The 23,303-nt window shown below is 53.1% G+C and carries 26 protein-coding genes; 17 read left to right on the forward strand and 9 right to left on the reverse strand.

Going from position 1 to position 23,303, the window contains the following annotated elements; translation table 11 throughout:
• Position 1 precedes the first annotated feature (1 nt).
• The 6 genes from rlpA (at position 2) to lipA (ending at position 5,824) form a co-directional block, all read left to right on the forward strand.
• Positions 2 to 1,138: an endolytic peptidoglycan transglycosylase RlpA gene (gene rlpA, locus ABLU80_RS20845; RefSeq protein ID WP_063446004.1), complete on the forward strand. Its 1,137-nt coding sequence runs from the start codon at positions 2 to 4 to the stop codon at positions 1,136 to 1,138.
• 142 nt (positions 1,139 to 1,280) lie between these two features.
• The gene (gene dacA / locus ABLU80_RS20850; RefSeq protein WP_015367735.1) at positions 1,281 to 2,480 is read left to right on the forward strand and encodes a D-alanyl-D-alanine carboxypeptidase DacA; all 1,200 of its coding nucleotides are present in this window, start codon (positions 1,281 to 1,283) and stop codon (positions 2,478 to 2,480) included.
• 113 nt (positions 2,481 to 2,593) lie between these two features.
• Entirely contained in the window at positions 2,594 to 2,857 is a 264-nt protein-coding gene (gene ybeD, locus ABLU80_RS20855) for a DUF493 family protein YbeD (protein ID WP_015367736.1), read from the forward strand.
• 99 nt (positions 2,858 to 2,956) lie between these two features.
• Complete coding sequence (gene lipB, locus ABLU80_RS20860; protein ID WP_015367737.1) at positions 2,957 to 3,598, forward strand: lipoyl(octanoyl) transferase LipB; 642 nt, start codon at positions 2,957 to 2,959, stop codon at positions 3,596 to 3,598.
• Positions 3,599 to 3,726: 128 nt separating this feature from the next.
• A complete protein-coding gene (locus tag ABLU80_RS20865) occupies positions 3,727 to 4,677 on the forward strand; it encodes a YbeF family transcriptional regulator (RefSeq protein ID WP_032707610.1) in 951 nt (316 codons plus the stop codon).
• A gap of 181 nt (positions 4,678 to 4,858) precedes the next feature.
• The gene (gene lipA, locus ABLU80_RS20870; RefSeq protein WP_015367739.1) at positions 4,859 to 5,824 is read left to right on the forward strand and encodes a lipoyl synthase; all 966 of its coding nucleotides are present in this window, start codon (positions 4,859 to 4,861) and stop codon (positions 5,822 to 5,824) included.
• Between the two features lie 204 nt (positions 5,825 to 6,028).
• Here lipA and tatE read toward each other — a convergent pair whose 3' ends face one another.
• Complete coding sequence (gene tatE, locus ABLU80_RS20875) at positions 6,029 to 6,235, reverse strand: twin-arginine translocase subunit TatE (RefSeq protein WP_004859519.1); 207 nt, start codon at positions 6,233 to 6,235, stop codon at positions 6,029 to 6,031.
• A 138-nt stretch (positions 6,236 to 6,373) separates the two neighbouring features.
• Positions 6,374 to 7,162 carry a deaminated glutathione amidase gene (locus ABLU80_RS20880; RefSeq protein ID WP_015704731.1) on the reverse strand — a complete coding sequence of 263 codons (789 nt, stop codon included), beginning with the start codon at positions 7,160 to 7,162 and terminating at the stop codon, positions 6,374 to 6,376.
• Positions 7,163 to 7,250: 88 nt separating this feature from the next.
• Here ABLU80_RS20880 and crcB point away from each other — a divergent pair, with 88 nt between their 5' ends.
• On the forward strand, positions 7,251 to 7,634 hold the full coding sequence (crcB, locus tag ABLU80_RS20885) for a fluoride efflux transporter CrcB (RefSeq protein WP_015704730.1): 384 nt from the start codon (positions 7,251 to 7,253) through the stop codon (positions 7,632 to 7,634).
• Between the two features lie 57 nt (positions 7,635 to 7,691).
• On the opposite strand, the gene cspE is transcribed toward crcB, so the two are convergent.
• Both cspE and pagP read right to left on the reverse strand, forming a co-directional pair.
• The gene (gene cspE / locus ABLU80_RS20890) at positions 7,692 to 7,901 is read right to left on the reverse strand and encodes a transcription antiterminator/RNA stability regulator CspE (RefSeq protein WP_012542460.1); all 210 of its coding nucleotides are present in this window, start codon (positions 7,899 to 7,901) and stop codon (positions 7,692 to 7,694) included.
• A 193-nt stretch (positions 7,902 to 8,094) separates the two neighbouring features.
• Complete coding sequence (pagP, locus tag ABLU80_RS20895) at positions 8,095 to 8,670, reverse strand: lipid IV(A) palmitoyltransferase PagP (protein ID WP_162184122.1); 576 nt, start codon at positions 8,668 to 8,670, stop codon at positions 8,095 to 8,097.
• A gap of 291 nt (positions 8,671 to 8,961) precedes the next feature.
• On the opposite strand from pagP, the gene dcuC reads away from it, so the two are divergent.
• From dcuC to uspG, 4 genes are all read left to right on the forward strand, one after another.
• Positions 8,962 to 10,335, forward strand: coding sequence for an anaerobic C4-dicarboxylate transporter DcuC (dcuC, locus tag ABLU80_RS20900; RefSeq protein WP_015704728.1), 1,374 nt, complete (start codon positions 8,962 to 8,964; stop codon positions 10,333 to 10,335).
• A 93-nt stretch (positions 10,336 to 10,428) separates the two neighbouring features.
• Positions 10,429 to 11,226: a ribonuclease I gene (gene rna / locus ABLU80_RS20905; RefSeq protein ID WP_015367744.1), complete on the forward strand. Its 798-nt coding sequence runs from the start codon at positions 10,429 to 10,431 to the stop codon at positions 11,224 to 11,226.
• Positions 11,227 to 11,398: 172 nt separating this feature from the next.
• Positions 11,399 to 11,809 (forward strand): nucleoside diphosphate kinase regulator, encoded by a 411-nt coding sequence (gene rnk, locus ABLU80_RS20910; protein WP_015367745.1) that lies wholly within the window; start codon positions 11,399 to 11,401, stop codon positions 11,807 to 11,809.
• 189 nt (positions 11,810 to 11,998) lie between these two features.
• Complete coding sequence (gene uspG / locus ABLU80_RS20915) at positions 11,999 to 12,427, forward strand: universal stress protein UspG (protein ID WP_015367746.1); 429 nt, start codon at positions 11,999 to 12,001, stop codon at positions 12,425 to 12,427.
• A gap of 80 nt (positions 12,428 to 12,507) precedes the next feature.
• Here uspG and ahpF read toward each other — a convergent pair whose 3' ends face one another.
• Together ahpF and ahpC are read right to left on the reverse strand one after the other, a co-directional pair.
• Positions 12,508 to 14,073 (reverse strand): alkyl hydroperoxide reductase subunit F, encoded by a 1,566-nt coding sequence (gene ahpF / locus ABLU80_RS20920; RefSeq protein ID WP_063446981.1) that lies wholly within the window; start codon positions 14,071 to 14,073, stop codon positions 12,508 to 12,510.
• 128 nt (positions 14,074 to 14,201) lie between these two features.
• Positions 14,202 to 14,765, reverse strand: a complete 564-nt coding sequence (gene ahpC, locus ABLU80_RS20925) for an alkyl hydroperoxide reductase subunit C (RefSeq protein ID WP_004859485.1) — start codon at positions 14,763 to 14,765, stop codon at positions 14,202 to 14,204.
• A 400-nt stretch (positions 14,766 to 15,165) separates the two neighbouring features.
• Here ahpC and dsbG point away from each other — a divergent pair, with 400 nt between their 5' ends.
• The 4 genes from dsbG (at position 15,166) to ABLU80_RS20945 (ending at position 18,999) form a co-directional block, all read left to right on the forward strand.
• Positions 15,166 to 15,918, forward strand: a complete 753-nt coding sequence (gene dsbG / locus ABLU80_RS20930; RefSeq protein ID WP_348850436.1) for a thiol:disulfide interchange protein DsbG — start codon at positions 15,166 to 15,168, stop codon at positions 15,916 to 15,918.
• Between the two features lie 193 nt (positions 15,919 to 16,111).
• Positions 16,112 to 17,014, forward strand: a complete 903-nt coding sequence (locus ABLU80_RS20935) for a LysR family transcriptional regulator (protein WP_320944403.1) — start codon at positions 16,112 to 16,114, stop codon at positions 17,012 to 17,014.
• 150 nt (positions 17,015 to 17,164) lie between these two features.
• A complete protein-coding gene (locus tag ABLU80_RS20940; protein WP_047080581.1) occupies positions 17,165 to 18,388 on the forward strand; it encodes a DUF3440 domain-containing protein in 1,224 nt (407 codons plus the stop codon).
• Positions 18,373 to 18,999, forward strand: a complete 627-nt coding sequence (locus ABLU80_RS20945; protein WP_047080580.1) for a ParB/RepB/Spo0J family partition protein — start codon at positions 18,373 to 18,375, stop codon at positions 18,997 to 18,999. The genes ABLU80_RS20940 and ABLU80_RS20945 overlap by 16 nt, the downstream gene beginning before the upstream one ends.
• On the opposite strand, the gene ABLU80_RS20950 is transcribed toward ABLU80_RS20945, so the two are convergent.
• Positions 19,000 to 20,145, reverse strand: coding sequence for a pyridoxal phosphate-dependent aminotransferase (locus tag ABLU80_RS20950; protein ID WP_164518318.1), 1,146 nt, complete (start codon positions 20,143 to 20,145; stop codon positions 19,000 to 19,002).
• A 184-nt stretch (positions 20,146 to 20,329) separates the two neighbouring features.
• Here ABLU80_RS20950 and mtnC point away from each other — a divergent pair, with 184 nt between their 5' ends.
• Together mtnC and ABLU80_RS20960 are read left to right on the forward strand one after the other, a co-directional pair.
• A complete protein-coding gene (gene mtnC, locus ABLU80_RS20955; RefSeq protein ID WP_015704722.1) occupies positions 20,330 to 21,019 on the forward strand; it encodes an acireductone synthase in 690 nt (229 codons plus the stop codon).
• Positions 21,016 to 21,558 (forward strand): acireductone dioxygenase, encoded by a 543-nt coding sequence (locus ABLU80_RS20960; protein WP_047080578.1) that lies wholly within the window; start codon positions 21,016 to 21,018, stop codon positions 21,556 to 21,558. Before mtnC ends, ABLU80_RS20960 begins: the two co-directional genes overlap by 4 nt.
• Positions 21,559 to 21,561: 3 nt before the next feature.
• On the opposite strand, the gene ABLU80_RS20965 is transcribed toward ABLU80_RS20960, so the two are convergent.
• Together ABLU80_RS20965 and mtnA are read right to left on the reverse strand one after the other, a co-directional pair.
• Positions 21,562 to 22,167, reverse strand: a complete 606-nt coding sequence (locus ABLU80_RS20965) for a methylthioribulose 1-phosphate dehydratase (protein WP_015704721.1) — start codon at positions 22,165 to 22,167, stop codon at positions 21,562 to 21,564.
• A gap of 25 nt (positions 22,168 to 22,192) precedes the next feature.
• Complete coding sequence (gene mtnA / locus ABLU80_RS20970) at positions 22,193 to 23,218, reverse strand: S-methyl-5-thioribose-1-phosphate isomerase (RefSeq protein ID WP_032712847.1); 1,026 nt, start codon at positions 23,216 to 23,218, stop codon at positions 22,193 to 22,195.
• Between the last annotated feature and the right edge of the window lie 85 nt (positions 23,219 to 23,303).

The following is a 23,303-nucleotide window of genomic DNA, read 5'->3' on the forward strand; positions in this document are numbered from 1 at the left end:
AATGCGTAAGCAATGGCTGGGGATCTGCATAGCAGCAGGGCTGCTGGCGGCATGTTCGGGTGAAGACGTTCAGCAGAAGACGGTTAGCGTCCCGCAGCCGGCTGTCTGTAATGGTCCGACGGTAGAAATTAGCGGCGCCGATCCGCGTTTCGAAACGCTGAACGCCACGGCCAATCAGGATTATGAACGCGATGGCAAAAGCTACAAAATCGTCCAGGATCCGGCTAACTTCACCCAGACCGGTCTGGCGGCAATTTATGACGCCGAGCCGAACAGCAACCTGACCGCCTCTGGCGAAGCGTTCGATCCAACACAGCTTACCGCCGCGCATCCGACCTTGCCCATCCCAAGCTATGCGCGTATCACGAACCTGGCTAATGGCCGAATGATCGTGGTGCGCATTAACGATCGCGGCCCGTACGGCAATGACCGGGTCATTTCCCTGTCCCGCGCCTCCGCCGACCGCCTGAATACCTCGAACAATACTAAAGTTCGTATCGATCCTATCATCGTCTCTCAGGACGGCGCCTTGTCCGGCCCAGGTATGGCATGCACCACCGTCGCCAAACAGACCTATGCCCTGCCTTCACGTCCCAACCTTGATGGCGATGGTTCTGCCGCCATCGCCCCGGCCGATCAGTCAAACGTTCACGCCATCAGCAACTCAACGCTTAAGCCTGAAGATAATGTGGGCGCGCCGGTTAACGGCAGTGGATTCCTTGGCGCACCGACACCGCTGAATAATGGCGTGCTGGAAAGCAGCGAACCTGCTGCTGCGCCTGCCGCCGTCGCCGCGACGCCGGCAACACCCAGCACTCCGGTCACCGCGCCGGGCTCGATTCAGGGAAGCGTTGCGCCTGCCGCGACCGCAGCAGCAGCCGCGACTGTTGCCGCACCAGCCGCCAGCACCAGCGGCGAGTTCGTCGTGCAGGTGGGCGCCGTTAGCGACCAGGCTCGTGCCCAGCAATATCAGCAGCGCCTGAGCCAGCAGTTCGCCGTTCCCGGACGTGTGATGCAAAACGGCGCCGTATGGCGGATCCAACTGGGGCCATTTGCCAGTAAGTCGCAAGCGTCGACGGTACAACAGCGCCTGCAAAACGAAGCGCAGCTGCAATCATTTATTACTCGCGCCAACTAAACGCAACGCCGCGGCATCCCGTGCTACTGCATATGTAAAAATCATTAACAAAGTCATATGTAATGTCGGGTGCCGCTGCGAAATGCATTTGTTATAGTAAGGCACTTTTTTTAATTTCATCACGGATGCCGTTGTTCTAACCATGAAGACCTCTTTCACCGCTCGTTTACTCGTTACGGCCCTCTCCGTTGCGGCACTGTCTACCGCTGCCCGCGCCGATGACCTGAATATGAAAACCATGATCCCAGGCGCTCCGCAGATCGATGCCGAATCCTGGGTTCTTATCGATTACAACTCAGGTAAAGTACTGGCGGAAAACAACGCCGACGCCCGTCGCGATCCGGCGAGCCTGACCAAAATGATGACCAGCTACGTCATTGGCCAGGCCATGAAGGCGGGGAAATTCAAAGAATCCGATCTGGTCACCGTGGGTAACGACGCGTGGGCAACCGGTAATCCGGTGTTTAAAGGTTCTTCCCTGATGTTCCTGAAACCGGGCATGCAGGTGCCGGTTTCTCAGCTGATCCGCGGCATCAACCTGCAATCCGGTAACGATGCCTGCGTGGCGATGGCCGACTACGTTGCCGGCAGCCAGGACGCATTTGTCAGCCTGATGAACAATTACGTTAACGCGTTGGGCCTGAAAAACACCCATTTCCAGACCGTTCACGGCCTGGATGCCGACGGTCAGTACAGCTCCGCACGTGACATGGCGCTGATCGGCCAGGCGCTGATCCGCGACGTACCGAATGAGTACTCCATCTACCGTGAGAAAGAGTTCACCTTTAACGGTATTCGCCAGCTGAACCGTAACGGCCTGCTGTGGGATAACAGCCTCAACGTCGACGGTATTAAAACTGGCCATACCGATAAAGCAGGTTACAACCTGGTCGCTTCTGCTACCGAAGGCCAGATGCGCCTGATCTCCGCGGTTATGGGTGGACGTACCTATAAGGGTCGTGAATCCGAGAGCAAGAAACTGCTGACCTGGGGCTTCCGCTTCTTCGAAACCGTAAACCCCATTAAAGCAGGTAAAGAGTTCGCCTCTGAACCGGCCTGGTTCGGCGATAGCGATCGCGCCTCTCTGGGCGTAGATAAGGATGTTTATCTGACTATCCCACGCGGGCGCATGAAAGATCTGAAAGCCAGCTATGTGTTGAATAACACCGAGCTGCACGCGCCGCTGCAGAAAAACCAGGTAGTCGGTACCATCAACTTCCAGTTAGATGGCAAAACTATCGATCAGCGTCCGTTAGTGGTGCTGCAGGAAATTCCGGAAGGTAATTTCTTCGGCAAAATCATTGATTACATTAAGTTAATGTTCCATCACTGGTTTGGTTAAAAATTGAACACTTGAAAGTGTGATTTCTATCCCCATATACTATTCATCAAAGAAACCTGATAACTCCCACATCACGTGGGAGTTATTATTTTAGTCGTCACACCGGAGCTGACATGAAAACCAAACTTAACGAACTGCTTGAATTCCCTACTCCATTTACTTACAAAGTAATGGGGCAGGCGTTGCCTGAGCTGGTTGATCAGGTGGTGGAAGTGGTACAGCGCCATGCGCCTGGTGATTACTCTCCGTCAGTAAAACCGAGCAGCAAAGGTAACTACCACTCGGTCTCCATCACCATTAACGCTACCCACATTGAGCAGGTCGAAGCCCTGTACGAAGAGCTGGGCAATATCGAAATCGTGCGGATGGTGCTGTAATCCCTCGCTTACCCGGCCTCAAGCGCCGGGTAATCCTCTTTCTTTCGCTGTGATATACTCTCCCCCACTTAAGTCATCCCTCTCGGCGGAGACGTTGTTTTGCAGCACAATACCATTCTTATTCGACAACTCGGCCTGCAACCTTACGAACCCATCTCGCAGGCAATGCACGAATTTACCGACAGTCGTGACGACACGACGCTGGATGAAATCTGGCTGGTAGAACATCACCCGGTCTTTACTCAGGGTCAGGCCGGTAAAGCCGAACACGTGCTGGTGCCAGGCGATATCCCGGTTATTCAGAGCGATCGCGGCGGTCAGGTGACCTATCACGGGCCAGGCCAACAGGTGATGTATGTATTGCTGAATCTTAAACGGCGTAAACTCGGCGTACGTGAATTAGTGACGCTACTGGAGCAGACCGTGGTCAATACTCTCGCAGAGTATCAGATTGAATCCCACCCACGCGCCGATGCGCCGGGGGTTTACGTTGGTGAACAGAAAATCTGTTCACTGGGGCTGCGTATTCGCAAGGGCTGCTCGTTCCACGGACTGGCGCTGAATGTGGCAATGGATTTGACGCCATTCCTGCGTATTAATCCGTGCGGCTATGCAGGCATGGAGATGACGCAAATGCGCCACTGGCAGCCGCAGGCCACTACGGAAAACGTCGCGCCGCGGCTGGTCGCCAACCTGCTGGCGCTGCTGAATAACCCGCCGCATGAATATGTCGCCGCTTGATGCGCACCGCGCTCTGAACCTTCAGAGCGCAACTCATTATTAATACTTCAAATTTGCAATCAATTGTCACTCTACGCCACATAATCGCCCGCTATAATGAGGCTATGACCCAACGACCGGATCCGCGAGTGGCCGACAATCATCCTCCATTGGAAAGCAACGAACAGCCAGAAGATCGGCAGATCTTTCGTATTCTGCGTAATATCGATCTTAACCTGTTAACTATCTTCGAAGCCGTGTACGTGCACAAAGGCATCGTCAATGCGGCGAAGGTATTAAATATCACGCCTTCGGCGATAAGCCAGTCCATCAATAAACTACGGGCTCTATTCCCCGACCCGCTCTTTATTCGTAAAGGTCAGGGAGTCACGCCCACGGCTTATGCGACCCACCTGCATCAATATATCAGCCAGGGGATGGAAGCCTTTCTCAATGCGTTGGATTTGGGCAGCGGCTCACATCAGCAGCGTGTGCTCACTATTGCCACCGCGCCGACCGTCGGCGCTCTGGTGATACCGAAAATCGCCAATGCGTTGAAATCGCGCTTTCCTCAGGTATTACTGCACAATATGGCGATTACCGATGCCGCCAGTCAGCTTAATCAGCGGCAGGTTGACTTACTGATCGACAGCTATCCCCATAGCGGGCTGGCTATTGCACACCAGGTGCTGTTCTCCGAACCGGTTGTCATCTTTTGCCGCGAAAATCACCCCATTTTGCACCTTCCCCTGACGAAGGAAAATCTGCAGCAGTATGAGTTCGCGCTATTGCTACCGGAAGGGCAGCGCTACCCTACCCTGCATCGCCAGCTAGAAGAGTACGTCGGCGAACGCCGCTGCGGCTTTAGCAGCTATAACCTGTTGACCCAGGCGGCAATGATGAATAATAGCGATTTGCTGGGGCTGACGCCGGAGAGTATGTTCGCGCTGGTGGCGAAAATCTGGCCTTTACAAGCGATTTCGTTTCCACCTCTCCAGGACCAGCGTATTGATATTTCGCTCCATTACAACCGGCAAAGCGCACAGGAGCCGTTACTGAAAGAGATTATCGACACCATTGTGCAAACTTATGCCTGCTAACCGCACGCGAGGGAAAAGGATAAAACAACAACTATTTTACAATTTGCCGGGTAACCAGGCTGCTTTCAACCCCGTATCAATGATATACTGCCTGTCCTTAGTTCAAAAATAGTTGATAAATACAACATTTGATTGAATTAATTCGCTTTCCTTCGTGACTCGCAACTGGAACACGCACGCTATGAGTAAACCCATTGTGATGGAACGCGGTGTTAAGTACCGCGACGCCGATAAAATGGCCCTTATCCCGGTGAAAAACGTGGCAACTGAGCGTGAAGCTCTGCTCAGAAAACCGGAATGGATGAAAATCAAACTTCCGGCTGACTCGTCCCGTATTCAGGGGATCAAGGCAGCGATGCGTAAGAATGGCCTGCACTCCGTGTGCGAAGAAGCCTCTTGCCCGAACCTTGCCGAGTGCTTCAACCACGGTACCGCGACCTTTATGATCCTCGGCGCTATCTGTACTCGCCGTTGTCCGTTCTGCGACGTTGCCCACGGTCGTCCGGTGACGCCTGATGCCAATGAGCCGCAAAAACTGGCGCAAACCATCGCCGATATGGGTCTGCGCTACGTGGTGGTGACTTCCGTTGACCGCGACGATCTTCGTGATGGCGGCGCGCAACACTTCGCTGACTGTATCAGCGCTATCCGCGAGAAGAGCCCGAATATCAAGATTGAAACGCTGGTGCCGGATTTCCGTGGCCGTATGGATCGCGCGCTGGATATCCTGAAAGTGACGCCGCCGGATGTGTTTAACCACAACCTGGAAAACGTACCGCGTCTGTATCGCCAGGTGCGTCCGGGCGCAGATTACAACTGGTCGCTGAAGCTGCTGGAGCGCTTTAAAGAAGCGCATCCGGAAATCCCGACCAAATCGGGTCTGATGGTCGGTCTTGGCGAAACCAATGAAGAGATCATCGAAGTGATGCGCGATCTGCGCCGTCATGGCGTCACCATGCTGACGCTGGGTCAGTATCTGCAGCCAAGCCGTCACCACCTTCCGGTACAGCGTTATGTTAGCCCGGAAGAGTTTGAAGAGATGAAAGCTGAAGCCATGGCGATGGGCTTTACCCATGCTGCCTGCGGCCCGTTCGTCCGCTCTTCCTATCATGCCGATCTGCAGGCAAAAGGTATGGAAGTAAAATAACTCCTGTCTTTCTCTGGCCGTCGTTCGCGGCGGCCTGATTTACCGGCTAATCCCCCTTTCCATTGTCATACCTGGTTGCATCTTTTTTCATATCCAAAACGCTAACCATAAAAAAAGCGACAACGAATACGCTGCCGCCTCTTTGCCGCCTGAGCTTCACACTCGGCCGCGACGCGCCCCCGTTCGTCGGGAGCCCGTGATTAATTACTCTTTATGAGAGAGCTTCTGTGCCGGCGCGTCTTCCTCAGCGCTGGTCTTTTTGGCACTGTCATCGTCATCATTCATGGCTTTCTTGAAGCCTTTGATAGCCGAACCCAGGTCTCCACCCAGCGTGCGTAATTTTTTGGTACCAAACACTAAAATAATCAGCGCTGCGACTACCAGCAGTTTGGTAATACTAATCTCACCCATAGCTAACCTTCTTCTCTATACAAGCTCAAGCTGCGAATACGCCATCATACACATATACGCATACAATTAACGGCTATTTGACGCGCCGACACAATAGCAATCTGTAACAAGGTGAATCAAGCCTTGTTTAAAAAAACGTCACAATAATTGCGGTGGCGCAAATCTGCGATTACGCAGCACCGGCAAACTCTCACGCACCTGACGAATATAATCTGCGGATATCTCAGCAAAAATCAGCTGCGGCTGGGCAGCGGCGCCAGCAATGGTGGTACCGAGCGGATCGATAATCCGGCTCTGACCGATATTACGCGTTCCACATTCGCCTGCCGCAATAATGTAGCAGGTGGTATCCAGCGCTCTTGCCGCCAGCAGCGTTGCCCAGTGATGTTCTTTCAATGGCCCGCGAACCCACGCGGTAGGAAGCACCAACACATCGGCCCCCTTTAACGCTAACGATAGCGCTAATTCGGGAAAGCGTAAATCGTAGCAGGTCATTAAGCCGATTCGCATCCCATTTACATCAATTAACGGCGGAATTTGTTCGCCGGCATCCACCAGTCGCGACTCCTGCATATTAAACGCATCGTACAAATGGAGTTTCTGGTATTGTGCGCTAATCATCCCCTGTCGTATTGCGACCAGGGTATTGCTCGCGCGCCCTTCGCCAGAGGGCACGTGCAGCGTTAATATCGTGGTTAAGTCATTACTCCGGCTTTCGGCCAGCAGTTGCTGCATGAAGCCACCGTCCAGCGCCTGCGCTGATTTTACCGACATATCAGGATCGTTATCGGCCCGCGCCAGCAACGCCTCGGGTAAGACCAGTAACGATACGCCGCATTCTGCCGCCTGACGCATCAGTTCAACGCAGATCTGCGCATTAGTTTGCCACTGCGCCGTGACGGCAAATTGCCCTGCTGCTACCCGCATCTCTTTCTCCCACTTCGAATCCATAGCCAAAAACGCCTTTGGCGCGCTACACTCGGCCTTATACCTAACCAAATAGCAGGAAATGACCGTGTTACAACTCCTTTTAGCCGTTTTTGTTGGCGGCGGAACCGGCAGCGTGTTGCGCTGGTGGCTGGGCATGAAATTTAACCCCATGCATCATGCGATTCCCATTGGCACGCTAATCGCTAACCTGCTGGGCGCATTTATTATCGGCGCCGGGCTGGCGTGGTTCAATCGCCTGACGAATGTCGATCCGATGTGGAAACTGCTTATCACTACCGGTTTCTGCGGCGGCCTGACGACTTTCTCCACCTTTTCAGCAGAAGTGGTCTTCCTGCTCCAGCAGGGGCGTTTCAGTTGGGCACTGTTAAACGTGCTGGTCAATCTACTGGGTTCTTTCGCCATGACCGCGACGGCATTCTGGCTGTTCTCACAGTCAGCCGCCCGCTAAGGACAGGCAAAAAAAAACCCGCTATAAGCGGGTTTTTATATTCTACTGACGCGTTGGTTAGATAGCCATTACGTTTGCAGCAGAAGGGCCTTTGGCACCGTTAGTGATTTCGAACTCTACGCGCTGACCTTCAGCCAGAGTTTTGAAACCGTTGGACTGGATTGCAGAGAAGTGTACGAATACATCTTTGCTGCCATCTTCCGGAGTAATGAAACCGAATCCTTTGGACTCATTAAACCACTTAACGTTACCTTTAATCTTAGACATCAAAATTACCTTTAAATTAAAAAACGACACTAATGCTGTGTCGGATACCAGTACATCAATTGTGATGCCTTTTGTCCAGCGTAACTTTCTTAAAAAGTGATAAAAGTCTCTATCTTTATAGCCGACAGTTACGTTAGTCATTGTTTTTCAACAAGACAAAGAACTTATCACTTTTGTCACTACGTTATAACGATTAAAACTGAATGCGTGCCCAGGCAAAATAAACGTTGCCGTTGTTATAAGTGCCGGGGATGTAGGTCATCTGGAACGTCGCCGGGCCGTAGCCAATCGATGCCAGCGGCAGCACCACTGGGATCGGGATATAGTTCCAGTTGTCGCGCGCCGTTACGCCAAGGGTGTAACCAAGGCCAAGATGGAAGTTGTCGTCGGCCAGCGGGCGCCAGGTTTTTTCCCAGCCATAGCCGCCAATCGGCTCCCACTTATTAAAGGAATCTTTAAACGCCATCAGATAAAGGCCGTGCCAGTTACCTTTATCGTCCCAACGCGACATGCCAAATCCCGCGCCCCATGGGCGTTCGTTATACTTATCGGTTTTCTCTTTGTCATAGGCAAAGCGCGCGTGCCAGGTGATCGCCGGGATGTAGAGATCGTAGTGCTCAGGCTCGTTCCAGGTTTGCGCGACATTGTCCGTCAGCGTATTGTAGCCATCGCGGAGCGTTGACGAGAACGAGGCGTTAGCATAGCCGGACGACAGCAGCAGGCCGGACAGCGCAAGCATAAATAATGTAAATTGACGTAGTTTAAACACTTCTCTATTACCGATTGCAATTTTAAAAACGAAGTAAAGTAACAAATGTAATCTTAATAGACTGTTAACGGAATAAGGCAAAATCCTGAATTGCGCCATAGCAAAAAGCTCATGCTGGTAGACAACTTTTGTGATGTTAGCCGTGCCACGGGTTCTGATTAGTCAATTCTCAGTAGTTTATTGATTTGGGTCAGCAAGTTCTGTCCGTTTTTTGGGCACATTCCATCACTTAATTTTTGTAGTGCTTTAGATATCAGCGGATTCTTTGGGTTAATGGTTTAGGGGTAAAGTATGCTTACGCTTGTTGAGATCCTTATCGGGGTCGTGGTTATTGTGGGCGTCGCCCGCTACATTATAAAAGGTTATTCCGCGACAGGAGTGCTGTTTGTCGGCGGTTTAATCTTGCTTATCGCCAGCGCCATTATGGGGCATAAAGTTCTCCCTGCCAGCGCCGCCAGTACGGGTTACACCGCAACCGACATCTTTGAATATATTAAAATACTGCTCATGAGCCGCGGCGGCGACCTCGGCATGATGATTATGATGCTCTGCGGTTTCGCCACCTATATGACCCATATCGGCGCCAACGATATGGTGGTTAAACTGGCCTCTAAGCCGCTGCAATATATTAACTCGCCTTATCTGTTGATGATTGCCGCCTACTTCCTCGCCTGCCTGATGTCGCTGGCGGTCTCCTCGGCAACTGGCCTTGGGGTGCTGCTGATGGCGACCCTGTTTCCGGTAATGGTCAATGTCGGCATCAGCCGCGGCGCCGCGGCGGCGATTTGCGCCTCCCCTGCCGCGTTGATCCTGTCACCAACCTCCGGTGACGTAGTGCTGGCGGCCAAAGCTGCCGAAATGCCGCTGATTGATTTCGCTTTCAAAACCACTTTACCTATCTCGATTGCCGCTATCGTCTGTATGGCCATCGCTCACTTCTTCTGGCAGCGCTACCTCGATAAAAAAGAGAACGCCTCGCACGAGATGCTCGACGTCAATGAGATAACCACCACCGCCCCGGCGCTGTACGCCATTCTGCCTTTCACACCGATTATCGGCGTGCTGATTTTTGACGGCAAATGGGGGCCGGAGTTACACATCATCACGATTCTGGTGATCTGTATGGTGCTGGCTTCAGTACTGGAATTCCTGCGCAGTTTTGACACTAAAAAGGTCTTCACCGGGCTGGAAGCCGCCTATCGCGGCATGGCGGACGCCTTCGCCAGCGTCGTCATGCTGTTGGTCGCGGCGGGCGTATTCGCCCAGGGTCTGAGCACTATCGGTTTTATCGACGGTCTTATCTCTATTGCGACCTCGTTCGGATCCGCCAGCATCATCCTGATGTTGGTATTAGTCGTCCTGACCATGCTGGCGGCGATGACCACCGGTTCCGGCAACGCGCCGTTTTACGCCTTCGTTGAGATGATCCCGAAGCTTGCCCACTCTTCCGGCATCAACCCGGCCTATCTGTCGATCCCTATGTTGCAGGCATCGAATCTGGGACGCACCATTTCACCGGTTTCCGGCGTGGTGGTGGCGGTGGCGGGAATGGCGAAGATTTCTCCGTTCGAAGTTGTTAAACGCACCTCGGTTCCCGTTATCGTCGGCCTGTTAGTGGTGATCATCGCCACCGAGATTCTGGTCCCCGGCGCCGCGATTCAATAAACCACAAACCGCAGTGAAAAGGCGCCAGCAGGCGCCTTTTTTATGCTTTAATAAATCCCAGCAATTAATCATCTACCACTATCAGGAATAAAAATGTTCAGGAAGGATGTCGTCGCCATTGCCCTTTTACTCGGCGCAACACAGGTTGGCGCAGAACCGCTTACCGCGACGAAATACGGTGATTTCGATCGTTACGTGCTGGCATTGTCCTGGCAAACCGGTTTTTGTCAGAGCATGCTGGATAGAAATCGTAATGAACCAGAGGAGTGCCGGCTACAGCAGGAAGAACGCAACAAAGCCGATTTTCTGACGGTACACGGCCTGTGGCCGGGCCTGCCGAAGTCGATCGCCTCGCGCGGCGTCGATGAGCGCCGCTGGATGCGCTACGGCTGCGCGACGCGCCCTATCCCCAATATGCCGGAAGTCAGAGCCGGGCGTAAATGCCAGGCCGCGGAAACCGGGCTATCGCTGGAAATGGCCAATAAGCTGAATAGCGTGATGCCGGGGTCCGGCGGTAACTCCTGCCTGGAACGCTATGAGTATGCCAAACATGGCGTCTGTTTCGGCTTCGATCCGGATAGCTACTTCGGCACGATGGTGCGCCTGAATGGCGAAGTGAAGCAAAGCGCAATCGGCGATTTTCTGGCGAAACATTACGGACAAACCGTTAGCCGTAGCGATTTTGATGCCGCCGTCGCCAAAGCCTATGGCGCGCAAAACGTGAAAGCCTTTAAATTAACCTGTGACGGCAATCCCGCTTATTTAACGGAAATGCAAATCTCCATCAAAGCTAGCGCGATCAATGCTCCGCTGGGCGCAGATTCGTTCCTGCCGCAGCCGCATCCGGGCAACTGCGCTAAGCAGTTTGTGCTGGACAAAGTCGGTTCTTAATAACAGAGCGATGCGCCCATTTCATCTGCTTTTGCTAACGATGCGCTGAATGTGCGCTTAATCACTTCAAACATCAGGCAAGTCTCAGTATGATGAAGGGACATTAACCCTTGCCCCTTTCGGCGAGGGTTTTCTTTTACGGAAAAGGTTCCTGGATAACATGGAGTATGCAATGACCAGACCCGCAATCATTATTAATGAATTCGATGCTGAACGTATCGACAGACTGCTTGAACAGCCGGCGTATGCTAATTCACCGGTCGCCGATGCCCTGAACGACGAACTGGACCGCGCGCAAATGCTGGCGCCGGAAGCAATGCCGCACGACGTCGTCAGCATGAACAGCAAAGTCCGCTTCCGCGACTTAACCAGCGGTGAAGAACGCGTGCGGACTCTGGTTTTCCCGGCGCAGGCGACCGATAGCGCCACTCAGCTTTCGGTTCTGGCGCCGGTTGGCGCAGCGCTGCTCGGGCTGAAAGTCGGGACCTCCATCCATTGGGAGTTACCCGGCGGCGCATCGGCGCATCTGGAAGTGCTGGAACTGCTGTACCAGCCGGAAGCCGCAGGCGAATTCCACCGCTAAGTACCCCGCTGCCTGAGGCGTTTCACGCTTTATTCAGAGGATGCGTCGTCATCCTCTTTCTGTTTCCCCACCCTCTGTGACAAATTTTTACCTCATCCCGTGACGGCGTATACAGTTTTGCGACCTGAATGCCACAATATCCTTGTATAATATGTTGATATAGAAACAGACAAACAAGGAGAAATGCATATGTATAAAACTATCATTATGCCGGTTGATGTCTTTGAAATGGAGCTGAGCGACAAGGCTGTCCGCCATGCAGAGTTTCTCGCCCAACAGGACGGCATTATTCATTTACTTCACGTCTTACCCGGTTCCTCCAGCTTCACCATGAGCCGTTTTACCGCCGATCTGCGCCGCTTTGAAGAGCATTTGCAGCATGAAGCGGAAACCCGCTTGCAGACCATGGTCGGCCACTTCAGCATCGACCCTTCACGCATCAAGAGCCATGTGCGTTTCGGCAACGTCCGCGATATGGTTAATGAACTGGCCAATGAAATCAAAGCTGACGTGGTAGTCATCGGTTCACGTAATCCGTCGATCAGCACCCATTTACTGGGTTCAAACGCCTCAAGCGTGATTCGTCATGCCCATATTCCGGTAATGGTCGTGAGATAACGGAACGGTGCAATAAGCAAAAAAAAGAGGCGACCCCAGGGTCGCCTCTTTGCTGTGTGCAGGTATTGTCTTACGACTTTTTATGCGCTTTTGGTGCGAATCAGATAATCAAATGAGCTCAAAGAAGCCTTCGCACCTTCGCCAGTGGCGATAATAATTTGTTTGTACGGCACGGTAGTGCAGTCGCCGGCGGCAAACACGCCCTTCACGTTGGTTTCACATTTGGCATCAATGATGATTTCACCCATGCGGTTACGCTCAACCGTACCTTCCAGCCAGTTGGTATTCGGCAACAGGCCGATCTGGACAAAAATACCGGCTAAGGCGACATGATGCTCATCGCCGCTGACGCGGTCACGGTACTGCAGGCCAGTCACCTTACTGCCGTCGCCAACCACTTCGGTGGTCTGGGCGTTGAGAATAATATCGACATTTTTCAGGCTGCGTACTTTATCCTGCAGCACCTGGTCGGCTTTCATTTCTGGCGCGAACTCCAGCAACGTCACGTGTTCAACGACGCCCGCCAAATCAATTGCCGCTTCAACGCCAGAGTTACCGCCGCCAATCACCGCCACGCGTTTACCTTTGAACAGCGGGCCGTCGCAGTGCGGGCAGTAGGTTACGCCCTTAGTGCGGTATTGGTCTTCACCAGGTACGTTCATGTTACGCCATTTGGCGCCGGTTGCGATGATCACGCTGCGCGCTTTCAGCACCGCGCCGGAGGCGGTTTCGATCTGATGCAGGCCGCCTTCGACGGCTGCCGGGATCAGTTTTGCCGCGCTTTGTGAATCAATCACATCAACATCATATTCACTGACGTGCGCTTTCAGGGCGCCAGCCAGTTTTTGGCCTTCGGTTTTCGGTACGGAAATATAGTTTTCGATATCTACGGTATCCAGCACCTGGCCGCCGAAACGTTCGCCCATCAGGCCGGTACGAATGCCTTTACGCGCGGAGTATACCGCCGCCGCGGCGCCAGACGGGCCGGAACCGACGATCAGAACATCATAAGCATCGCGTTTGTTCAGCTCTTCCGCCGCGCGTTTTTCCGCGCCGGTATCCACTTTGGCGACGATTTCAGTCAGCGTCATACGACCTTGACCAAACTCCTGACCATTCACAAACACCGCCGGTACGCCCATCACGTTGCGATCGGTGATTTCATTCTGGAAGGTTCCACCATCAATCGCCGTGTGTTTGATGCGCGGGTTCAGCACCGCCATCAGGTTCAGCGCCTGCACCACGTCCGGGCAGTTGTGGCAAGAGAGCGAGTAGTAAGTCTCGAATTCAAAATCACCCTCAAGATTGCGGATCTGCTCCAGCAGCGACTGAGCTTCTTTCGACGGATGACCGCCGGTCCACAACAGCGCCAGTACTAATGAGGTGAACTCATGTCCCAGGGGAGAACCAGCAAAACGCGGCCCCTGGTTAGAACCTGGGTTAGTAATCAGGAACGATGGCTTACGCACCGCCAGCGTGTTGTCTTCTTTAAAGGTAACTTTGTCTGACAGTTCAGCGATTTCAGCCAACAGTTCCTTGATCTCTGCCGATTTAGCGCTGTCATCCAGCGTGGCAATCAGCTCAACAGGTTTGGTCAGCTTCTCAAGATAGGCCTTGAGCTGGGTTTTCATGTTGGTGTCGAGCATTTTTATCTCCTGGGCTTAAAACATCATCATGCAAGCGGCCTTAGTCAGGCAGCCTGAATGCGCTTGCATCATGGTGTTGGAATAAAACGGGCGCTGGTGCGCCCGTTGATTAGCGGGAATAAAACGAATTAGATCTTACCAACCAGATCTAAAGAAGGAGCCAGCGTCGCTTCGCCTTCTTTCCACTTAGCCGGGCACACTTCGCCTGGGTGGGAGGCAACGTACTGAGCAGCTTTGATTTTACGCAGCAGGTCAGACGCATCACGGCCGATACCTTCAGCGGTAACTTCGATTGCCTGGATGATACCCTGCGGGTCAACGACGAAGGTCGCGCGGTCAGCCAGACCTTCATCTTCACGCATATTGTCGAAGTTACGGGTCAGGGCGCCAGTCGGGTCGCCGATCATCGCGTATTTGATTTTAGCGATGGTGTCAGAGCTGCTGTGCCACGCTTTGTGGGTAAAGTGGGTGTCGGTAGAAACAGAGTAAACGTCTACGCCCAGTTTCTGCAGCTCTTCGTAATGGTCAGCCACGTCGCCCAGTTCGGTCGGGCAAACGAAAGTGAAGTCGGCCGGGTAGAAGAAGAAGACGCTCCAGCGGCCTTCAGTGTCTTTTTCGGTAACTTCGATGAATTCACCGTTTTTGAATGCCTGGTTTTTGAAAGGTTTGATTTTGGTATTAATTAAAGACATCGATACTTCCTCCGTGTTTTTGTTGAGGTCTAAGTTAACGAATTTTTCCTGACTCGACCAATGCGTTTGCATTATCAAATCAATAAGCGTTATCTAACAACCGTAACAAGACAACTTTGTGAACCTGCCGTCGCGATCGCGGTTTTTCCGTGTTTCGCCTCATTTCGCTGAAAGTAAAAAGGCCGCCCTCTCAGGCGGCCCCGTTACCTGAAATACCCGCAGGTAGCTTCAGCGCCAGAATGGCTGGCAATATGTTGCGCTCTACACCTTAATGTAACAGCATGAAGGATTACATCATTCGCCGAACTAAAGGGCAACCAAACGCCCGGCAGGTGTTATCTATGGCTGCGATAGGTTTTACCACCACTTCACATTAGCTTCTGATTTAAAAGGAATACTCATGTTAAAACGACTGCTTTTTCTGAGCCTGCTGCCGTTGTGTAGCTATGCCGAAGACCTCCCCGCCCCCGTAAAAGCAATAGAAAAACAGGGTATTACTATCATTAAGCCCTTTGAAGCCCCCGGCGGCGTCAAAGGCTGGCTCGGAAAGTATCAGGATATGGGCGTTGCTATTTATCTCACCCCCGACGGTAAGCACGCCATTTCCGGCTACATGTACGACGAAAAAGGCAACAATCTGAGCGAACAGCTTTTCCAGAAAGAACTCTATACCCCGGCCGGACAGGAGATGTGGAAAAAACTCGAGTCCGCTGACTGGCTACGGGAAGGTAAAAAAGAGGCGCCCATCGTCCTTTATGTGTTTGCCGACCCTTTCTGCCCCTACTGTAAACAGTTCTGGCAGCAGGCGCGGCCGTGGGTTGAATCCGGTAAAGTGCAACTGCGCACACTATTGGTCGGCGTGATTAAACCAGAAAGTCCGGCCACCGCAGCGGCCATACTGGCAAGCAAAGACCCGGCGCAAACCTGGCATGATTACGAACAGTCCAACGGCAAACTGAAGCTGAACGTACCGACAGATATCCCTGCGGCCTTGATGAGGACCCTGAATATCAACCAGCAGCTGATGGATGACCTTGGCGCTAACGCCACGCCGGCTATTTACTATATGAATAAAGACAACATGTTGCAGCAGGTAGTGGGACTACCCGATAAAGAGAAACTGCAGGTGATGATGGGTGAAAAGCAGCAGTAAAAAATAACGCATTTCCGCCAGGTACTTAAGGACAAAAAAGGATCTGGCGGAAAGCGATTGGTTGGTATACATTTAGTAGGGATTAATTGTATATTTAGCTATAATAATGATATTTGATAGCATCGCCACAAATGTATAACGGTAAGAAATAATAATCCGTTCGCCTCGATGCAAAATAAACAGGACGTTAAGCATGGCCAACCTTTATGACTTAAAAAAATTCGATCTAAACCTGTTGGTTATCTTCGAGTGCATTTATCAACATCTTAGTATCAGTAAAGCGGCGGAAACGCTGTTTATTACCCCTTCCGCGGTAAGCCAATCGCTGCAGCGGTTACGTACTCAATTAAACGATCCGCTATTTGTGCGTTCCGGTAAAGGAATTACCCCGACGACCGTGGGCATGAACTTACATCATCACCTGGAAAAAAACCTCAACCAATTAGAAAAAACAATTAATATCGCCAATCATTCTGAATTAAGTAAACGATTTGTAATTTACAGCCCGCAACTTCTTATATCACCAGCAACCATGGATTTAATTAATAAATTGCACATGGACCCGAATCTACAAATCGATCATCGCGATCTGCTGCTATCCCCAGAAAGCGTTGAAGACCTGATGGCTTACCGTAAAGCCGACCTGATTTATAGTATTACGCCTCTTTCTAATCACAGTACTATTTGCCAGCCTTTTCAGGAATTAGAAATTGCGCTGGTTTGTCGCGAAGGCCACCCTCGTGCAGATCATCTTAATTCATTTGAAGAGGTGTCTCGGGAAGGATTTACGCTTTACACCTCATCTGACCCGAATGTAAAGGCCTTTCAACAGCACGGGCGCGATCTCATGCCTGAAAGAAGAATTGCGTTTCGCAGTAATTCGCTGATCGCTATTCTCACGACAATCAATCAAAGCGATCTTATTGGTTTTGTCCCGAAGCACGCATTAAGTTATTTTAGCGCGTCATTTAAATTCCGCGAAATCATTTTGCCTGTCCCTATCCCTCCGGTAACGGCCTATATGATTTATAATCGTTCATCATTAAACAACCCCAAATTTGCCGAATTTATTACGCAAAATACCACAGTCAACTAATTTGCCATTACAAACATATTCACATGGTGAATATGTTTGTGTGAATTACATTGAACCCACTTAAAACATTACCATTTCATATTAACCTTACCATTAATGTGTTCTACACTACCGTGAAAGCGCATCCATCACATTAAAGGATTAATGGTAATGTCTTTGGTAAAAATTCCATTACCCGAGTCCGTTCTTCAGGCTAGCCAGCAGCGGATACAATGGGTATTAGAAAATTTTTCACGCATCTGCATCTCTTTCTCCGGCGGAAAAGACTCCACCACCATGCTGCACCTGGCGGCGCTTTGCGCCCGGCAAATGGGAAAAAAATTCAGCGTGTTGTTTATTGATTGGGAGGCGCAATTTTCCTGCACCATTCAGCATTGCGAAAATATCCGTACGGAATACCAGGATGTTATTGAGAAATTTTATTGGGTCGCCCTACCGCTCACCACGCAAAATTCACTGACTCAGTTTTCGCCGGAGTGGCAATGCTGGGAGCCGGGTGTCAACTGGGTACGCCAGCCGCCCGCTGACGCCATTACCGATCCCGGCTATTTCCCGTTTTATAGCAGCGGAATGAGCTTCGAAGAGTTCGTCCGTGATTTCGCCGACTGGTTTTCACAAAACCGTCCGGCGGCGATGATGGTGGGTATCCGGGCAGATGAATCGCTTAATCGGTTTATGACCATCTCATCTCAGCGCAAACTGCGCTTTGCCGATGATAAGCCATGGACGACATCGGCGCCGGGCGGCCATACCTGGTACATCTACCCGATTTATGACTGGAAAACCGCCGATATCTGGACGTGGTTTAGCAAAAGCGGCCATACCTATAACCCCCTTTACGATCTGATGTATCAGGCCGGGGTGCCGCTGCGCTATATGCGCATCTGCGAACCCTTTGGCCCGGAGCAGCGCCAGGGTCTCTGGCTGTATCACGTGCTGGAGCCAGAACGTTGGGCAGCCATTTGCCAGCGCGTAAACGGCGTGCACAGCGGTGGTATTTACGCAGGATACGACAACAAATTTTATGGCCACCGCAAACTCGATAAACCCGGGCACCACAGCTGGAAGAGTTACGCCCTGTTCCTGCTGGATAGCATGCCGCGGCCAACCGCCGAGCATTATCGTAATAAAATCGCGGTCTATCTGCATTGGTATCAAAAACAGGGAATGGAGGATATCCCCGATAGCCAGGACAGCGACATCGGCACCCGGGATATCCCTTCATGGCGGCGCGTCTGCAAAGTGTTATTAAACAATGATTACTGGTGTCGCCAGCTCTCATTTAGCCCAACTAAAGCCACCCGCTATAAAAGCTACTGCGAGCGCATAAGTAAAAAACGCCAACAATGGGGACTGCTATGCAACAACGACTAATTACCCAAATAGAAGAGTATCTGGCAGCGCTGCCGGAAGAGGAAAAAATCGACGCGCTGAATCACTTTCGCCAGGTTCTGCACCGCCATAGCCCCTTTCACAACCAGCCGGTTGACTGCGTGCTATGGGTTAAAGAGGAAGACGTGGTTCCCAACGATTACAACCCTAATAACCTTGCGCCGCCGGAAAAGCGGCTGTTATTAACTTCGCTGGAGGCCAATGGTTTCACGCAACCGATCGTGGTGCAGAATCAACAGTCAAAACGCTATACCATCGTTGACGGTTTTCACCGCCACGAACTGGCGGGCAGCAAGCTGTCGCTGAAAAAACAGCTCAAGGGATATTTGCCGGTAACCTGTCTGTCGGCGAACAGCCCCCCGCGCGATGCCCTGATGGCCGCGACTATCCGCCACAACCGGGCACGCGGGCGCCATCAGATCCACGCGATGTCGGAAATTGTCCGCGAGCTGGCCAATCTCGGCTGGAGCAATAGCAAAATCAGCAAAGAGCTGGGGATGGATGCCGATGAAGTGCTGCGCCTTAAGCAAATTAACGGCCTGGCCGAGATGTTCGGCGACCGTCAATTTTCCCAGGCCTGGACGGTGAAATAGCTACAGCCGACGCAGCCGCTCTGCTGCCGCCTGCAGGGTCTCCGGCTGCTTGGCGAAGCACAGGCGAATCAGCTTATGCGGGAACGGGTCGGCACAGAATACCGACAGCGGGATCGCCGCCACGCCGACTTCAGTGGTCAGCCAACGACAGAAGCTGACGTCATCAAGGTCAGAGATCGCGCTATAGTCGGCCAGCAAGAAGTAGGTCCCTTCACAAGGCAAAATCTCCAGCCGGCTATCACGCAGCGCATCGATAAACAGATCCCGACGCTGCCGATAAAACGCAGGCAGCTCGCGGTAGTGCTCCGGCTGCGCGCGCAGCATATCCGCCAGCGCCAATTGAGCGGGCGTATTGACGGCAAACGTCAAATACTGGTGCACCTTACGCAGCTCGGCGCTGATGGCGGCAGGCGCCACGCAATAACCCACTTTCCAGCCGGTCATGTGAAAGGTTTTACCGAAAGAAGAGACCGCTACCGCCCGCTCACGCAGCTGCGGATGGGCCAGCACGCTGGTATGGCCCTGCTCTGCAAAACAGATATGTTCATACACTTCGTCGCTGATAACGTAGATTTCCCGTTCAGCGATCGCCTGCCACAGCGCGGCAAAATCTTCCCGCTGCCAGACCGTGGCTGATGGATTATGCGGCGTATTAAGAATGACCAAACGGGTGCGATCGCTTAACGTGGCGGCAAACTGCTGCCAGTCAACGCGGAAATGCGGCGGCTGCAGAGCAATACGTTTCAGCACCCCGCCGGAAAGTTCTACCGCCGGCGCGTAGCTGTCATAGCTCGGGTCAAAGCAGATCACCTCATCGCCGGCTCTGACCAGCGCGGTGATCGCCGCATACAGCGCTTCGGTCGCCCCCGCGGTGACGGTGACATCGCTATTCGCATCCGGGCGATAGCCATACAGCTCAGCGGTTTTATCGGCAATGGCTTCGCGCAGCGCCGGTACGCCGGTCATCGGAGCGTACTGGTTAGCCCCCTGGGCGACGTGCCAGGCCAACCGTTCCTGTAGGTAACGCGGGCCGTCAAAATCCGGGAAACCTTGTGATAGATTGATGGCCTGATGCTGCTGCGCCAGCGCGCTCATCTGGGTAAAAATGGTGGTGCCTAATGCAGGGAGTTTACTCTCAGGAATCAGTGGCTTATTGCTCATTCTCTTTGTTCCGATTGTAATGCTGTTGTTGAAGCCACTATAACACGATGTTAATATTTGGCAATCAAGACGCTTAGACGTCTAAATGCTAAAGTTATTTCGCTTGCCGCAGGCAGGCGGCAAACCGACGCCACCGGCAGCACGGCGCACTATCCACTCTGGAGATACCATGATCCGCGCTATCGTGACCGATATTGAAGGCACCACCAGCGACATTCGCTTCGTCCATAACGTCTTATTCCCCTACGCCCGCGAGCGGCTGGCCGCTTTTGTCAGCGCGCAGCAGTATGTCGAGCCGGTCAGTACCATTCTCGACAATCTGCGTACAGAAATCGCCGCTCCCGAAGCCAGTACCGCAGCGCTTATCGAGACGCTATTCCGCTTCATGGACGAAGATCGTAAATCCACGGCGCTGAAAGCGCTGCAGGGCATTATCTGGCGCGAGGGCTATCTGAACGGCGACTTTACCGGCCATCTTTATCCCGATGTACTCCCGGCGCTGGAGAAGTGGAAGGCGATGGGCATTGATTTATATGTATATTCCTCAGGCTCGGTCGCCGCGCAGAAATTGTTATTTGGCTACAGCGACGAAGGTGATATTACTCATCTCTTCAGCGGCTATTTCGATACCCTGGTCGGCGCCAAACGCGAAGTTCAATCCTATCGCACTATCGCCGAACAACTGGGGCATAGCCCGGCGAGCATTCTGTTCCTCTCTGATATCCATCAGGAACTGGACGCCGCCGAAGCGGCAGGTTTACGCACCCTGCAGCTGGTACGCGGCGATCGCGACCCGGCCAGCCATCATCCACAGGTTCAGCGTTTTGACGACATCGACCCGGAGCAACTTCCCGCATGAGCGAATTAACTATTTTTTCCGTTAACGACGCCAGCCATCCACGCTGGCACAGCAGCAACGCCGATGAGATCCAGCAGCAATTGCGCGCAAAAGGGGTGCGTTTCGAGCGCTGGCAGGCCGACCGCTACCTGGGCCCGGCGCCAACCGCTGAAACCGTTATTGCGGCCTATCAGCACGCGATTGATAAACTGGTGGCTGAAAAGGGCTACCAGAGCTGGGATGTCATTAGCCTACGGTCGGATAATCCGCAGAAAGAGGCGCTGCGGGCTAAATTCCTCAATGAGCATACCCATGGCGAAGATGAAGTGCGCTTCTTTGTCGAAGGCGCCGGGCTGTTTTGCCTGCATATCGGCGATGAAGTCTTTCAGGTGCTGTGCGAAAAGAACGATCTGATCTCCGTCCCGGCGCATACGCCGCACTGGTTCGATATGGGTTCGGAGCCGAATTTCACCGCCATTCGTATTTTTGACAATCCGGAAGGCTGGATAGCGCAGTTCACCGGCGATGCTATCGCCGATGCCTATCCGCGCTTACCCTAACCTTTATGCATAGCGGCGGCGCAGCAGCTCGCATTCGAAGAGAAATTCGAGCCCTTCCAGCTGACGCCGCGCCTCGCTAACATCCCTGCCCCAACAGGTTAAACCGTGGCCGCGGATCAAAAATCCATAACGCAAAGGATGGCTACGGGCATACGCTTCAACCCGCTCCGCCAGCGCCTCGATATCCTGATCGTTATCGAAAATCGCCACCGGTACGCTATCGAGATGGCTATGTTGCCCGCTCAGCGTTTTTTGCATTTCATAGCCCTGCAGCTGCAGGGTATCGCTGGTTTCAAGACGTGAGAGCACCGTAGCGTGCACGGTATGCACGTGCAGCACGACGTTCGCTTCAGGAAACAGACGATAAACCAGCGTATGCAAGCCGGTCTCCGCCGACGGTTTCCGGCCCGACGGCGCGCGATTGCTGGCGATGTCTACCTGTAAAAAATCGTCGCTGGTCAGGCTGCCCTTATCGCGCCCCGATTCGCTCAACCAACACCAGCGCGCATCCTCGCGTACTGACATATTGCCGCCGGTTGCCGGCGCCCACCCTTTTGCGCCAATCCAGTGACAGGTGGTCACCAGTTGTGCGAGTCGCTCTTGCCACATAATCGTTCCTTATCACTGTTAACCGTTACGCCAGCGGCGCAAAAATACCGTCCGCCACCTGCTGTGGCGTGACCACGCCGCTATCCAGCACCCAACCGCTGATTAACGCGGCTGGCGTCACGTCAAAGGCCGGGTTATAAACCGGCGCGTTTTCTGGCGCCCACTGCACGGCACCAAAGCTGCCTTTTACGCCGGTCACCTCTTGCGCCGCACGCTGTTCAATCGGGATCGCCGCGCCGTTCGGGCAGTAGCGATCGAGAGTGGTTTGCGGCGCCGCCACGTAGAAAGGAATACGATGATAGTGAGCCAGCACCGCCAGCGAATAGGTCCCAATTTTATTCGCCACGTCGCCGTTGGCGGCGATACGATCCGCGCCGACCCATACCGCATCAACCTGCCCCTGCGCCATCAGGCTGGCGGCCATTGAGTCGGTAATAAGCTGATACGGCACGCCCAGCTCCCCCAATTCCCAGGCGGTCAGGCGCCCGCCCTGCAGCAGCGGCCGTGTCTCATCGACCCAGACGTTAGCCACCTTGCCCTGTTCATGGGCCAAAGCGATAACCCCCAGCGCGGTGCCAACCCCCGCCGTCGCCAGGCCACCGGTATTACAGTGGGTCAACAAACGGCTACCCGGCGTTACCAGCGCATTGCCAGCTTCGGCAATGCTGGCGCACAGCTGTTTATCTTCCGCAATCAGGCGCAGCGCTTCGCTCTCCAGCGCCTGCGGATAGTCTTCCTGCGCCAGCGCCTGCTTCATACGATCGAGATTATTCATTAAATTGACCGCCGTCGGCCGCGCCGCGCGCAGGGTTTCCAGCGCCTGAGCAAGCTCGTCGCGGGATAAGCCGCGCTGCGCCAACAGCGCCAGCAACAAGCTGGCGGAGAGACCAATCAACGGCGCGCCGCGCACCCGCAGGGCATGAATATGGTCCACCAGCAGCGCAACGTTATCCGCCGCCAGCCAGCGTTTTTCCTGCGGCAATGCCTGTTGATCGAGAATAAAAAGCTGATTTTCGCTTACCCGCAGGCTGGTGGTCTGTAGTGTCTGCATATCGTTAAATCCCTGTTGCGTTGTTGTATCACATTGTGTCAGGATGAAATCCAGATGTATAGACGTCTGAACGGCTTAATTCAGC

Source organism: Klebsiella sp. CN_Kp104, assembly GCF_040064515.1.
GTDB classification, from domain to species: Bacteria; Pseudomonadota; Gammaproteobacteria; order Enterobacterales; family Enterobacteriaceae; genus Klebsiella; species Klebsiella aerogenes.

Excerpts from the sequence above, each read along its gene's own strand:
- ABLU80_RS20940 (WP_047080581.1), top strand. The coding sequence starts at position 17,165 with ATGTCTTTGGTAAAAATTCCATTACCCGAGTCCGTTCTTCAGGCTAGC.
- tatE (WP_004859519.1), bottom strand. The coding sequence starts at position 6,235 with ATGGGTGAGATTAGTATTACCAAACTGCTGGTAGTCGCAGCGCTGATT.
- ybeD (WP_015367736.1), top strand. The coding sequence starts at position 2,594 with ATGAAAACCAAACTTAACGAACTGCTTGAATTCCCTACTCCATTTACT.
- dacA (WP_015367735.1), top strand. The coding sequence starts at position 1,281 with ATGAAGACCTCTTTCACCGCTCGTTTACTCGTTACGGCCCTCTCCGTT.
- rlpA (WP_063446004.1), top strand. The coding sequence starts at position 2 with ATGCGTAAGCAATGGCTGGGGATCTGCATAGCAGCAGGGCTGCTGGCG.
- rna (WP_015367744.1), top strand. The coding sequence starts at position 10,429 with ATGTTCAGGAAGGATGTCGTCGCCATTGCCCTTTTACTCGGCGCAACA.
- ABLU80_RS20880 (WP_015704731.1), bottom strand. The coding sequence starts at position 7,162 with ATGCGGGTAGCAGCAGGGCAATTTGCCGTCACGGCGCAGTGGCAAACT.
- mtnA (WP_032712847.1), bottom strand. The coding sequence starts at position 23,218 with ATGCAGACACTACAGACCACCAGCCTGCGGGTAAGCGAAAATCAGCTT.
- lipA (WP_015367739.1), top strand. The coding sequence starts at position 4,859 with ATGAGTAAACCCATTGTGATGGAACGCGGTGTTAAGTACCGCGACGCC.
- ahpF (WP_063446981.1), bottom strand. The coding sequence starts at position 14,073 with ATGCTCGACACCAACATGAAAACCCAGCTCAAGGCCTATCTTGAGAAG.
- ahpC (WP_004859485.1), bottom strand. The coding sequence starts at position 14,765 with ATGTCTTTAATTAATACCAAAATCAAACCTTTCAAAAACCAGGCATTC.
- dsbG (WP_348850436.1), top strand. The coding sequence starts at position 15,166 with ATGTTAAAACGACTGCTTTTTCTGAGCCTGCTGCCGTTGTGTAGCTAT.
- mtnC (WP_015704722.1), top strand. The coding sequence starts at position 20,330 with ATGATCCGCGCTATCGTGACCGATATTGAAGGCACCACCAGCGACATT.
- ABLU80_RS20965 (WP_015704721.1), bottom strand. The coding sequence starts at position 22,167 with ATGTGGCAAGAGCGACTCGCACAACTGGTGACCACCTGTCACTGGATT.
- rnk (WP_015367745.1), top strand. The coding sequence starts at position 11,399 with ATGACCAGACCCGCAATCATTATTAATGAATTCGATGCTGAACGTATC.
- cspE (WP_012542460.1), bottom strand. The coding sequence starts at position 7,901 with ATGTCTAAGATTAAAGGTAACGTTAAGTGGTTTAATGAGTCCAAAGGA.
- ABLU80_RS20945 (WP_047080580.1), top strand. The coding sequence starts at position 18,373 with ATGCAACAACGACTAATTACCCAAATAGAAGAGTATCTGGCAGCGCTG.
- dcuC (WP_015704728.1), top strand. The coding sequence starts at position 8,962 with ATGCTTACGCTTGTTGAGATCCTTATCGGGGTCGTGGTTATTGTGGGC.
- ABLU80_RS20960 (WP_047080578.1), top strand. The coding sequence starts at position 21,016 with ATGAGCGAATTAACTATTTTTTCCGTTAACGACGCCAGCCATCCACGC.
- uspG (WP_015367746.1), top strand. The coding sequence starts at position 11,999 with ATGTATAAAACTATCATTATGCCGGTTGATGTCTTTGAAATGGAGCTG.
- ABLU80_RS20935 (WP_320944403.1), top strand. The coding sequence starts at position 16,112 with ATGGCCAACCTTTATGACTTAAAAAAATTCGATCTAAACCTGTTGGTT.